Below are 12,616 nucleotides of genomic sequence, written 5' to 3' on the forward strand. Positions count from 1 at the left end.
CGATTGTCAGACCCGTACGAGAGGGTGGTCAGCGCCGAACTGTCGAGAGGGAGCCCGACATGACCACGATCACCGCACACGAGCGCGCGGCCGCCCAGGCGTACCTGCGGCTGCTCGAATCCACCCAGGCCGTGCTGACCGATCCCCAGCTCGCCCCGTACGCGGGGGTGATGCTCACCAACCCGATGGCCGAGGCCGACGAGGCGCTCCGTGCCGCGGGCCTCGCGGGGAACGAGGACCGGCTGCTGCGGCTCGTCTCCTCGCTGCGGGCCTCCCCCGCGAGCGCGTGGGGGCGCGCCGGCTGAGCCCCGCCCGGCCCCGCCCCCACGTGGGCGACGTGGGGGCCGTCAGCCGCCCGGCCGGACGGGGAGCGTCCGGACGCTGTTGCCCACGAAGCCGGAGTGGCGGGGCAGCTCGGACTCCGGGACGGCCAGGTCCAGGTCCGGGAAGCGGGTGAAGAGGGCCTCAAGGGCGAGGGCGGCCTCCATCCGGGCGAGCGGGGCGCCCAGGCAGTAGTGGGGGCCGTGGCCGAGCGAGAGGTGCTTCACCGCCCCGGTGCGGGTGAGGTCGAAGCGGTCGGCGTCCGGGCCGTGGACCTTCGGGTCCCGGCCCGCCGCCGAGTACCCGGCCAGGACGGGGGTGCCCCGGGGGACGAGGGTGCCGTCGACGGTGAGGTCGCGGGTGGGGTAGCGGAACGGGAAGTAGCTGACCGGGCTGTCCCAGCGGAGGGTCTCCTCCACCACGTCGGCCCAGGTGGCACGCCCCTCGATGACCAGGGCGAGCTGGTCGCGATGGGCGCAGAGCGCCCGGACCGCGTTGGTGACCAGGTTCAGGGTGGTCTCGTGTCCTGCGACGATCAGCAGGAGCAGGGTGCCGATCAGTTCGAGCTCGCTGAGCCGGTCGCCGCCCTCGTCCCGGGCGGCGATGAGGGCGCTGGTGAGGTCGTCACCGGGCGCCGCGGCCTTCTGCCCGGCGATGGAGGCGAGGAGTTCGACGAGTTCGCGGTTGGCGGCTACGGCCCGCGCGGGCTCGGTGTCGGTGGCGACGACCAGGCTGGAGAGACGGTGCAGCCGGTCCTGGTGGGCGGGGTCGACGCCGAGGAGTTCGCAGATGACGCCGAGCGGCAGCGGAAGCGCGTAGTGGCGGCGCAGGTCGGCGACGCCGTCGCCGACCTGCGCGGCTTCGGCGAGTGAGTCGAGGAGCCCGGCGGTGACCGTCTCGACGCGCGGGCGGAGTTCCTCGACCCGGCGGGCGGTGAAGGCGCTGCTGACGAGGGTGCGCAGCCGTCGGTGGTCGGCGCCGTCCGCGGTGGTCATGCCGGGGACGGTGGCGAAGGTCCGCAGGGGCCAGCCGTCGGGTATGCGGCCTTCGGTGAGGGCGGTGAAGTGCTGGGCGCCCTTGGCGACGTCGGGATGGGAGAGGAAGTCACGCAGGGCGTCATGGCCGAGTACCGCCATGCCCTCGACGCCGCCGGGCAGGATCACCGGTGCCACGGCGCCCTCGGCGAGCAGCCGCGCGTTGCCCGCGTGCGGGCAGCCGCCGGCCGGGTCCAGGCGGTGCGGCGGCCTACCGGAGGCGGCGCTGTGCGATGTGTTCACGGCGGGGACTCCTGACGGCCGAGGGTGTGAGCGGTCAGATCCTACGGTCAACTCTGTTCCGTGCGTACGGCGTTGCCCAGGGCACTGTCGTCGCCCGGCCGGTCGGGGCCCCCGCCCCTGCCGAGGAGTTCGGCCAGGCCCCGACGGGTGGCGGCCACGACGACCCGGTCGCCGGGGCCCAGGACGCGCTCGGGGCGCAGCCGCCAGCCCTGTTCCCCGGCACCGGAGCGGGAACCGGCACCGGTGGCCGTTCCGGTGGCCGTGGCGCTCCCGTCGAGGGCGATGACCCGCCAGGCGCCCGCGTGGAAGGCGTCCGCCACGGTGAGGCCGTCCAGGAGCGGGTGGTCCGTGACGTCCACGGCGGCGAAGAGGAGGACCCGGCGCTCGACCGGGACGGCCCCGAGCACCTGCCGGCCCAGCATGGCGCCGGCGAAGGCGGGTGCGGCGAGGTGGGAGACGCTGCGGCTGCGGGTGAGGGCGGCCGGGTGGGCGGTGCGCAGGGTGCGGAAGACGGCGGTGGCGAAGTCGTCGTCGTACAGGCGCAGGACGACCCGCAGGTCGGGGGTGACGGCGCGGGCGGAGAGCGCGGCCTCCAGGTTGGTGATGTCGACGCTGGTCAGGGCGAGGAGGGCGTGGGCGCGGTGGATCCGGGCGGCCTCCAGGACGCCTTCCTCCGTGACGTCGCCGATGACGGTGGGGACGCGGAGCCTGCGGGCGACGGCGATGCCGCGGGCCTCCGGGTCGGACTCGACGCACACCACGGGGATGTTGAGCCTGCGCAGCCGGGCGAGGACGCGGGTGCCGACCTTGCCGAGACCGAGGAGGACGACGTGCCCGGACAGTCCGCGCGGTGGTCTGCGCAGGGTGGTCGCCGTACGGAAGGTGCCGAGGCCTTCGATGAGGGCGGCGACGATCACGGGCAGCAGGAGCAGTCCGACGAACCCCGCGAGGATCTGGAGGACCTGCCGGCTGGTCGACTCCTCCAGGGCCGGTTCGCCGATGGCGAAGATGTCGAGGAGCGTCAGATAGGCGGCGTGCAGGGGGTGGTCGCCGGTGGTGAAGGTGGAGGCGAGGGCGAGCGCGAGGACCGCGGCGGCCGCCCCGGCCAGGGACCAGCGCAGCCGGCGTGAGAAGAGGGAGGCGACGGGCAGTGCGGAGGCGGCGAGACGGCCGGGCGAGAGGGCCGGTCCGGCCGGGGTGACCGCTTCGAGGGTGACGGCGGCGCGGCCGGTGGCGGCGGCCACCGTCCGGTCGTCGGGCAGCAGCCGGGGGCCCTCGTCGCCGCTCCCTTCGGAACCTTCGCAGCCCGCCGGGTCGCCGGCCGTGGCGGAGAGCAGGGCGAGCGTGCAGAGGCCGGGGTCGGGGGCCTCGCCCGCGGTGGGCGGGCGTTCGACGGCGTGCAGCAGCAGTCCCCCGGCCTGGACCACTTTGCTGGTGCCCGCGACGGCGGCCGCGGCGAGGCCGGGCGCGGCGGTGTCGACGTCCGAGAGGACCGTGGTGGCGGCGTCGAGCTTCTCGGGGTCGAGGCCCGGTTCGGCGACGGCGGCGGCCTGGTCGAGGAGGGTTTCGAGGTGCTGGCCGAGCTTGCGGTTGTAGAGCCGGATGACCAGGCGGAGGCGGGGGTTGAGGCGGCGGGCGGTGAGCGCGGCCCGGATGTTGGTCTCGTCGTCGTCGTGGACGAGGGCGAGCGCGGCGGCCCGCTCCACCCCGGCGTCAGTCAGGGCCCGGTCGTCCGCATCCGCGGCCTCGACGACGCGGAGGGTGCCGGTGGGCTCACCGCCTTCGGTGGCGCCCCCAACCGGGGCGGCGGTGGCGGTCGTGCGGGTGACGGCGGCCGTGACCCGCCCGAAGAGGGCGAGCGCCCGGCCGGCCCGGGCGATGGGGGTGCGCGGGGCGTCCGGCCGGCGCGGGACCAGGAGGGTGACCTGCTCGCCGTACACCTCGTGGAGTTCGCCCGCGAGGCGGTGGGCGAGGGCGTCGTCCCCGCAGACGATCATGTGCCCGTCCGGGGCCCGGCGCGGCTGCCGATCGGCCCGGAGGGCCGGCGCGCCGAAGGGGCCGCCGGCGGCGGTCCCCGGGGACCTGGCGGGGCCCGGGACGGACCGGGGGGCCGGTTCGACGGGAGTGACTCCGGTGGCTCCTGCCGGAACCGCGTTGCTCTGGTACGGGTGTGAGGGCACGTCACAAGGATGCCCTGCGGCACCGACAGCGGGCCGGGGAGGCCTGTGGGCGGTGGGGGGGCCGCCGCCCCCTCCGCCACCCGGGCGGGCTCACGACGCGCCGCCGTACGCCGCACTCGCTACCCCGGTCGGCGCACTCCGATCTGCGCGTCCCGCGCCGCCTTCCTACGGTGGCTGAATGATCGTCATGTCAGCTGTCCGCCATACCGCCGTGGGCACCGCGGCGGTGCTGTTGGTGCTGCCCGTCCCCGCGGCCGCCGCGGCTCCTGCCGTCCCGGCGGGCTCCGCCTCCCGCGTCGGTGTGGTCGGGGAGCCCACGCCGCCCGCCCGGCAGTACGTCGACCCCGCGCGGCTCGCCCGGAGGGGCACGCAGGTGCAGCGCTTGCCGGGCGCCCCCGACGTGCCTTCGGTGTCCGCACTGTCGTGGGTGGTGGCGGACGCCTCCTCCGGCGAGGTGCTCGCCGCGCGGGACGCGCACCGGAAGCTGCCGCCGGCCAGCACCCTGAAGGCGTTGTTCGCCCTCACCGCGCTCCCCCGCCACGACCCCTCCGCGCAGCACACCGTGGCCGATACCGAGCTGACCGGGATCGGGGACGGCAGCAGCCTGGTCGGGGTGAAGGAGGGGTACACGTACAAGGTCTCCGACCTGTGGAACGGGGTGTTCCTCAGCTCCGGGAACGACGCGGTGCGCGTGCTGGCCGCGATGAACGGCGGCTGGGAGGCGACGGCCCGCCAGATGCAGGAGAAGGCCCGGTCCCTGGGCGCCCTGGACACGAACGTGGTGTCCCCCGACGGTTACGACGCCCCGGGGCAGGTGTCCTCGGCGTACGACCTGGCGGTGTTCGGTCGGGCGGGGCTCCAGGACCCGGCGTTCACCCGGTACTGCTCGACGGCGTACGCGGACTTCCCGGCGGGCTCCTGGTCGTACGGCATCGCCAACACGAACCGCCTGCTCACGGGCGCGGACGGGGTGGCCCGCTATCCCGGGCTGATCGGGGTCAAGAACGGCTACACGAGCAACGCGGGCAACACGTTGATCTCCGCGGCCCGGCGGGGCGACCGGACCCTGGTCGTCACGGTGATGAACCCGCAGAGCGGCGGCGGGCTCGCCGTCTACGAGGAGGCGAGGGAACTCCTCGACTGGGGCTTCGGGGCGGCGGGACGGGTCCAGCCGGTGGGCACGCTGCTGCCCGTACGGACGAAGGCGGCGGCCGATCCCGGTACCAAGGCCGTGACGGCGACCGGGGGCGAGCGCGACACGGAGGCGGCCGGACGGGCGCCGCGCGCCGGGGCGGAGGCGGACGGTCCGGCGCGTGGCGCGGGGGCGGACCACCCGGCGCCACGCGCGGGGGCGGAGGCGGCGGTCGCAGTCGGCAAGGACCCGGCGGAGGAAGAAGCCGCCTCGCCCGCGTCCGCCGCGCTGCCCCTGACCCTGGTGGGCTCGGCCTGCGCGGCGGCGCTCGCCCTGTGGGGGCGACGGCGCAGGGCGGGCCACCGGGCGCCCTGACCGGACGGCCGGGCCGCCTCGCGTTCCGTCAGGCGCCGATGTACGCGGCCAGGTGCTCCCCCGTGAGGGTGGAGCGTGCGGCCACGAGCTCGGCGGGGGTTCCCTCGAAGACGATGCGGCCGCCGTCGTGTCCGGCGCCGGGGCCGAGGTCGATGATCCAGTCCGCGTGGGCCATGACCGCCTGGTGGTGCTCGACGACGATGACCGACTTCCCGGAGTCCACGAGCCGGTCGAGCAGGCCGAGCAGCTGCTCCACATCCGCGAGGTGCAGTCCGGTGGTCGGCTCGTCGAGGATGTAGACGCCGCCCTTCTCGCCCATGTGCGTGGCCAGCTTGAGCCGCTGGCGCTCGCCGCCGGACAGTGTGGTGAGCGGCTGGCCGAGGCTGAGGTAGCCGAGTCCGACGTCGGCGAGCCGGGCTAGGATGCGCTGCGCGGCCGGCGTGCTCGCCTCGCCCGCGCCGAAGAACTCCACGGCCTCGGTCACGGACATCGCGAGCACCTCGCTGATGTCACGGCCGCCGAGGAGGTATTCGAGGACCGAGGCCTGGAACCGCTTGCCCTCGCAGTCCTCGCAGGTGGAGGAGACGCCGGCCATCATCCCGAGGTCGGTGTAGATGACGCCCGCGCCGTTGCAGGTGGGGCAGGCGCCCTCGGAGTTGGCGCTGAACAGCGCGGGCTTCACGTCGTTGGCCTTGGCGAACGCCTTCCGGATGGGGTCGAGCAGTCCGGTGTACGTCGCCGGGTTGCTGCGGCGCGAGCCGCGGATCGGGCTCTGGTCGATCGACACGACGTCCTCGCTCGCGGCCGCCGACCCGTGGGGCAGCGAACCGTGCACGAGGGAGCTCTTGCCGGAGCCGGCGACGCCGGTGACGACGGCGAGCACCCCGAGCGGGATGTCGACGTCGACGTTCCGCAGGTTGTGCGTGGTCGCGCCCCGGATCTCCAGGGTGCCGGTGGGCTTCCGTACCGTGTCCTTCACGCCCGCCCGGTCGTCGAAGTGGCGGCCGGTGACGGTGCCGCCGGTCCGCAGGCCCTCGACGGTTCCCTCGAAGCAGACGGCGCCGCCCTCCGTACCGGCGCCGGGGCCGAGGTCGACGACGTGGTCGGCGATCGCGATCGTCTCGGGCTTGTGCTCGACGACGAGCACCGTGTTGCCCTTGTCGCGGAGTTGGAGCAGGAGGTCGTTCATCCGCTGGATGTCGTGCGGGTGCAGACCGATGGTGGGCTCGTCGAAGACGTAGGTGACGTCGGTGAGCGAGGAGCCGAGGTGCCGGATCATCTTGACGCGCTGGGCCTCACCGCCGGACAGGGTGCCCGCGGGCCGGTCGAGGGAGAGGTACCCGAGGCCGATCTCCACGAACGAGTCGAGCGTCAGCTGGAGCGCCGTCAGGAGCGGCGCCACCGACGGTTCCTTGAGCCCGCGCACCCAGGTGGCCAGGTCGCTGATCTGCATCGCGCAGGCGTCGGCGATGCTGATCCGTTTGATCTTCGACGCCCGGGCTCCTTCGGCGAGACGGGTGCCGTCGCACTCGGGGCAGGTGGTGAACGTGACGGCGCGCTCGACGAACGCCCGGATGTGCGGCTGCATCCCCTCCTTGTCCTTGGCCAGGAACGACTTCTGGATCCGCGGGATCAGCCCCTCGTACGTCATGTTGATGCCCGCGATCTTCATCCGGGTCGGCTCGTGGTGGAGGAAGGCGTGCAGCTCCCTCTTGGTGTACTTGCGGATCGGCTTGGCGGCGTCGACGAGCCCGGACTCGGTGTAGAGGCGGTAGTTCCAGCCGCCCGGCGTGTAGCCGGGGATGGTGAGCGCGCCCTCGTCGAGCGACTTGGAGTCGTCGTAGAGCTGGGCGAGGTCGATGTCGGAGACGGTGCCCCGGCCCTCGCAGCGCGGGCACATGCCGCCGGTGCGGTTGAAGGTGGCCTTCACGGCCTTCTTGTTGCCGACCTCGACGGTGATCGCGCCGCTCGCCCGGACCGAGGGCACGTTGAAGGCGTACGCGCTGGGCGGGCCGATGCGCGGCTTGCCGAGGCGGCTGAAGAGGATGCGGAGCATCGCGTTGGCGTCGGTGGCGGTGCCCACCGTGGAGCGGGGGTCGGCGCCCATCCGCTGCTGGTCGACGATGATCGCGGTGGTCAGCCCGTCGAGCACGTCGACCTCGGGGCGTGCCAGGGTCGGCATGAAGCCCTGGACGAAGGAGCTGTACGTCTCGTTGATCAGCCGCTGGGACTCCGCGGCGATCGTGTCGAAGACGAGGGAGCTCTTGCCCGAGCCGGAGACGCCCGTGAAGACCGTGAGCCGGCGCTTCGGGATCTCGATGCTGACGTCCTTGAGGTTGTTCTCGCGGGCGCCGTGCACGCGGATCAGGTCGTGCCGGTCGGCCGGGTGCGGAGGCTGCTTGTCCATGCAGACACGCTAGCCGCGGCCGAACGGCGACGCTTCTCTCATCCTGATCGATCCATGTCGCTCCATGGCGGCCCATGGCAACCCTAGACGGCCCCTGGCGGGCCATGGCGGTCCGTGATCGATCCGTCAGGCCCCCGGGAGGCCCTCCAGGGCTTGCCGGGGCGCGGGGCGGGATCCGGCCACATATCGTTCGGCGGCGTGGACGGCTTCGCGGGCGGTTCGTTCTCCCATGAGGACGCACAGGGTGTACGCCGTGTCCTCGAAGCGCCGGCGCGCCGACAGGTCGCACGGCCTGGCCAGCACGGTCCGCTCCTGGGCGCGGTAGTGCCGGAGCAGCCGGTCGACCGTGTTCCTGTCGGGCAGCAGCATGGTGTCCTCCTTCTCCTTCTCCTGAGTCGCTCCATAGTCCCGGTCGTCGGCGACGCTCGCGACCCGCACGGACACGCCGAGTGACGGCGCCGCCCGGCGTGCGCTTCCGCCGTCCATGGCGGAGGGTCGAAGACATGAACCCGAGCACGATTTCGCGCGTGGTCGTCACCGGCGCCACCGGCAATGTGGGCACGAGTCTGGTCCGGGCCCTGGCGGGCGAGCCGGGCGTCGGGTCGGTCCTCGGTCTCGCCCGGCGCCGACCGGACCTCGACATCCCCGGGGTCGAATGGGCCGAGGTGGACCTCTCCCGGGAGGGGGACGAGCCCCGGCTCGCGCGGTACGTCGCCGACGCGGACGCCGTCGTCCACCTGGCGTGGCGGTTCGGGCCGACCCACGACCCGGTGGAGACCTGGCGGACGAACGTCCTGGGGTCGGTGCGCGTCTTCGACGCGGTCGCGGCGGCGCGCGTGCCCGCCCTGGTGTACGCCTCCTCGGTCGGGGCGTACTCGCCCGGCCCCCCGAGCGGTGCCCCGGTGTCCGAGGCGTGGCCGACGCACGGCTGGCCGGGCGCGGCGTACACCCGCGAGAAGGCCTATCTGGAGCGGGTCCTCGACACCTTCGAGCGGGACCATCCGCTGACCCGGGTGGTCCGGATGCGGCCGGCCTTCCTCTTCAAGGAGGAGTCGGCGAGTGAGCAGCGGCGGATCTTCGCGGGGCGGTTCTTCCCCGGCCAGCTGATGCGTCCCGAACTGCTGCCGCTGCTGCCGGAGTTCGAGGGTCTGCGCTTCCAGATCCTGCACACCGAGGACGCCGCCGACGCCTACCGTCGGGCGCTGCTGCGGGACGTCCGCGGCGCGTTCAACCTGGCCGCCGAGCCGGTGATCGACGGGACGACCCTGGGCGGGATGCTGCACGCCCGGCCGGTACGGGTGCCGGCGGGCGCGGTGCGGGGCGCGTTGTCGGCGGCCTGGCACCTGCGGCTCGTTCCTGCCTCCCCCGGGCTCTTCGACGCGATGCGCCACATGCCGGTCCTCGCGACGGAGCGGGCGCGGCAGGAACTGGAGTGGACGCCGTCGCGGAGTTCGCAGGAGGCCCTGGAGGCGTTCCTGCGGGGTGTCCGCGGGGGCGCGGGCGACGAGACGCGCCCGCTCGCGGGGCGCCGCGTGGGCTGATCCGGCGGCCGCCACGCGCGCGGGTGGACGACTTCACGCGCGGGTGGACGACGAGCCGTCAGCGTGGGGTGCTGGGCCAGTCGACGAGTCGGATCGCCCCGCCGGCGGCCTCGCGGCCGCGGCAGTGGGCGCGGTGGCGTCGTATCACCGCGTCGATGTCGAGTCGGCGGGCGAACTCGGGGCGCGCGGCGAGGCGCCGGGCGTACGCCCACAGGGCCGGATGCCCGGCGACCCGTTCCATCGCGGCGGCGTCCAGGTGCCAGCGGTGGACGGTGTCGAGCTGGACCAGGGTGACCCAGACCCGCACGTCGGCGGCGGTCGGCGCGTCACCGAGAACGTACGGGTGGCGGGCGAGCCTGCGTTCCAGGGAGCCGAGTGCCGCGAAGAGGACGGTGAGGGGGTCGCGGTGGGCGGACTCGCCGTCGAGTCCGAGCTCGCCGGCCCGCTGGGCGGCCCGGTTGATGCTCCTCTCGCACAGGTCGGTGATCGCCTCGATCTCGGCCCTGTGCTGCTCGGGCAGCAGTTCGGGTCCGTCGCCCCGGAAGCGGAGGGCGAGGTCCCGGAGGATGTCGGGGACGTGGGTGCTGACGATCCGCCCGGCCCAGCCGTCACTGAGGACGGGTGCGGCGGCCGGCCCGTCGTAGAGGTGTGCGCTCGCGTCGTACAGCGGGCGGAGGGCGGTGTACCCGCCGTCGGGCGTGTCGGGGGTGTCGGGCAGCACGGTGAGCGGGAGCGTGTCGTCGAGTCCGAGGAGGCTGTGGGTGAGGGCGATGCTCAGACAGCCGGGGTCGGACGGTGCGAGATGGAGACGGTAGCGGTGCGGCACGGCGTAGTGGCCGCTGCGCACGTCACGGCCGATCCGGCCGCGGAATACGGGCACGGCGGAGGCGGGCAGCAATGAGGAGGGGACGACGGACATGCTTCTCCCTTGGGGGTGCTCGGTGCTCGGAGCTCAATGGCCGGGTCTCGGCGGACGCGGGCGCGCGTCAGTGCACGGGACGTACGCGCCGGTGGTGACGGCGACTCGCGGCGCTGCAGACCCGCAGCAGATCGATGTGCCGACGCGACGTGAGGGGCAGGGGCCGCGGCAGGGGTAGGGGGCGCGGGCGGGGCGCGGCGGGTGAGGTGTCCCGCCGACCGCTGCGTCCCATGGTTCCCTACCTGCTCGCTCGGTTTACCCGTCCCCGAGTCTCCGACCGGTCGTGGGCGACGTCAAGGGTGCGGAACGGGCCACCTCCCGCGCCGTGCGGAATAATGCGCGCATGCGCATTTCAGCCAGGGCCGACTACGCGGTGCGTGCCGCCCTCCAGCTCGCCGCCGCCGAGGACGCCGGGCCGCTGAAGGCCGAGGCGATCGCCGAGAACCAGGGCATCTCGCACAAGTTCCTGGAGGGGATCCTGGGCGACATGCGCAAGGGCGGCCTGGTGCAGAGCCAGCGCGGTGGCAACGGCGGTTACTGGCTGGCCCGGCCCGCGGAGTCGATCTCGGTGGCGGAGGTCATCCGCTGCGTGGACGGCCCGTTGGTCTCCGTCCGCGGGGAACGGCCGCCGGATCTGTCGTACACCGGGCCCGCCGAGTCGCTGCTCACCCTGTGGATCGCCCTCAGGGCCGGTGTCCGCGAGGTGCTCGGGGTCTCGCTCGCAGAGGTGGCGGCGGCCGAGCTGCCGGCCGGGATCGTCGCGCTCGCGGACGATCCGGAGGCCTGGACCAACCCCTGAGCCGTCGGCCAACCCCGTACGACCTGCGCCGACTTGTCGTCGTCCCACAATCCGGGACGACCCTGTCCATTCTGCGGACGCCCCTTGGGGCGGGACCTTCACCTCTGCCACTATCCCTACTATTCCAGTGGGAATAACAGAGATCGGGTGAGGTGACGTGAGTACGCCGAGGAGATCGCCGAAGAGAGCAGCGATGGGCACCGCCTTCGCACCGCTCGGCCGACCGGGTGACCACCCCGACGGACCTCTCGCGGACCCTCTCGCCGAACACCCCGCCGACCGGCCCGCCGACGACGGGATCTGGCCCCGCGTCACCCGCGAACTCGCCGACGACCTGGCCTACGACGCCCTCGCGCGGGACCGGGCGGGGAAGGTGCCCCACGACGAGGTCGCCCGGCTCCAGGAGGCCGGCCTGCCCGCCCTGCTCACAGCGCCGGGACCGGGCAGGCGGGGCGCCGACTGGCGGGCCGCGTCCGCGGTCGTACGGGAGATATCCGCCGCCGACAGCTCGGTGGGCGAACTCCTCGCCCACCACTACGCGCTGTCCTGGAGCGGCCGCTTCTTCGGCCCCGTGCGGAAGCCGGGCGGCCGGCGCCCGAGCGGGCCCGCGCTCGATGTCCGTACGGCCGAGGGGCGCTGGCTACTCGCCGGCGGCATCGAACCGCCGCGGGACGACACCGGCCCGGGGCTCACGCTCACACCCGCCGCCACCGGCCGCGGCTGGGTCCTCGACGGGACCCGTGCCTTCGCCTCCGCCGTGACGGTGGCCGACCGGCTCGTCGTCGGAGCCCGTCCCGGCGGCACGGGCGACCTGCTCGTCGTCCTGGTGGACCCGGCCCTGCCCGGGGTGTTCACCGACGCCGGCACGGACCGGGTCGGGCAGCGTCTCGCGGGCGCGGGCACCGTCACCTTCGACCGGGTCCCGGTGCCGCCCGAGGACGTGATCGGCGCTCTCCCCCAGGACGAGCACGCCGTCGCCCCGTACACCACACTCGCCCCCCTGGCCCTACGGCTGCTCCTCGTCCAGGTCGCCCTGGGTGTCGCCGAGGGGGCGCTCGCCGAGGCCCGCGACATCCGCCGCGCGGGGAAGGCGGGACCGGCACCGGCCGACCGGCCGGGAGGTCACCCGATCGGCCTCCCGAGCGCGGACGGCACCGGGGAGATCCCCGCCGGGGACGATCCATACCTCCTCCTCGCCTACGGGGAGCTGGCCACGGCCGCGCACGCCGCCGCAGCGGTGGTGGAGCGGGCGACGGACGCCCTGGTCCGCGGTCTGCTCGCCGCCCGGACGCTCGGCGTGGAGGAACGGGCCGACATCGCCGTCCTGGTGGCGGCGGCCGAGACGGTCACCGGCAGGGCGGCCGTGCACATCACCACCCGCGTCCTCGAACTCGTCGACGGCACGGCGGGCGCCGACGTCCACGCCGGAGGGCCCGGCTTCGACCGCTTCTGGCGGAACGCCCGGACGCTCACCGCCCCCACGCGGGCGGCCCACCGGCTCCGTGACATCGGGGACCACTACCTCAACGGCAGCCACGCCCGGCTCACCCTGCCGGCCTGACGGGGAACACCGCGCCGGCGGAGGGGCGAGGGGACGGACGTACCGGCATGTCGGGACGTCCGGCCCTCTCGGCGGGCCGCCGATGGGCCCAAGCTGGGAGGAGA

The 12,616-nt window shown here is 74.3% G+C and carries 10 protein-coding genes; 5 read left to right on the plus strand and 5 right to left on the minus strand.

The genetic code is table 11. The annotated features are described in order from the left end of the window. The first annotated feature begins 59 nt into the window (after positions 1–59). On the plus strand, positions 60–305 hold the full coding sequence (locus tag ABT034_RS13765) for a hypothetical protein (protein ID WP_351214613.1): 246 nt from the start codon (positions 60–62) through the stop codon (positions 303–305). A gap of 42 nt (positions 306–347) precedes the next feature. Here ABT034_RS13765 and ABT034_RS13770 read toward each other — a convergent pair whose 3' ends face one another. After that, a complete protein-coding gene (locus ABT034_RS13770) occupies positions 348–1,598 on the minus strand; it encodes a cytochrome P450 family protein (RefSeq protein WP_351214615.1) in 1,251 nt (416 codons plus the stop codon). 47 nt (positions 1,599–1,645) lie between these two features. After that, a complete protein-coding gene (locus ABT034_RS13775; RefSeq protein WP_351214668.1) occupies positions 1,646–3,595 on the minus strand; it encodes an NAD-binding protein in 1,950 nt (649 codons plus the stop codon). A gap of 361 nt (positions 3,596–3,956) precedes the next feature. Between ABT034_RS13775 and ABT034_RS13780 the strand changes: the two genes are divergently transcribed. Continuing rightward, the gene (locus ABT034_RS13780; protein ID WP_351214617.1) at positions 3,957–5,285 is read left to right on the plus strand and encodes a D-alanyl-D-alanine carboxypeptidase family protein; all 1,329 of its coding nucleotides are present in this window, start codon (positions 3,957–3,959) and stop codon (positions 5,283–5,285) included. 28 nt (positions 5,286–5,313) lie between these two features. Here ABT034_RS13780 and ABT034_RS13785 read toward each other — a convergent pair whose 3' ends face one another. Next, entirely contained in the window at positions 5,314–7,692 is a 2,379-nt protein-coding gene (locus tag ABT034_RS13785) for an ATP-binding cassette domain-containing protein (protein WP_351214619.1), read from the minus strand. 126 nt (positions 7,693–7,818) lie between these two features. Then, positions 7,819–8,178 (minus strand): DUF5133 domain-containing protein, encoded by a 360-nt coding sequence (locus tag ABT034_RS13790; protein ID WP_351214621.1) that lies wholly within the window; start codon positions 8,176–8,178, stop codon positions 7,819–7,821. 17 nt (positions 8,179–8,195) lie between these two features. Here ABT034_RS13790 and ABT034_RS13795 point away from each other — a divergent pair, with 17 nt between their 5' ends. Further along, a complete protein-coding gene (locus tag ABT034_RS13795) occupies positions 8,196–9,233 on the plus strand; it encodes an NAD-dependent epimerase/dehydratase family protein (RefSeq protein WP_351214623.1) in 1,038 nt (345 codons plus the stop codon). 58 nt (positions 9,234–9,291) lie between these two features. Here the strand turns inward: ABT034_RS13795 and ABT034_RS13800 are convergent, their stop codons facing one another. Next, the gene (locus tag ABT034_RS13800) at positions 9,292–10,152 is read right to left on the minus strand and encodes a glutathione S-transferase C-terminal domain-containing protein (RefSeq protein ID WP_351214624.1); all 861 of its coding nucleotides are present in this window, start codon (positions 10,150–10,152) and stop codon (positions 9,292–9,294) included. Between the two features lie 343 nt (positions 10,153–10,495). Between ABT034_RS13800 and ABT034_RS13805 the strand changes: the two genes are divergently transcribed. Beyond that, complete coding sequence (locus tag ABT034_RS13805; RefSeq protein ID WP_351214626.1) at positions 10,496–10,951, plus strand: RrF2 family transcriptional regulator; 456 nt, start codon at positions 10,496–10,498, stop codon at positions 10,949–10,951. A 193-nt stretch (positions 10,952–11,144) separates the two neighbouring features. After that, entirely contained in the window at positions 11,145–12,512 is a 1,368-nt protein-coding gene (locus tag ABT034_RS13810; RefSeq protein ID WP_351214628.1) for an acyl-CoA dehydrogenase family protein, read from the plus strand. Positions 12,513–12,616 lie beyond the last annotated feature (104 nt).

It is taken from the genome of Streptomyces sp. NPDC002773, from assembly GCF_040295605.1.
In the GTDB taxonomy this organism is placed as follows: Bacteria; Actinomycetota; Actinomycetes; order Streptomycetales; family Streptomycetaceae; genus Streptomyces.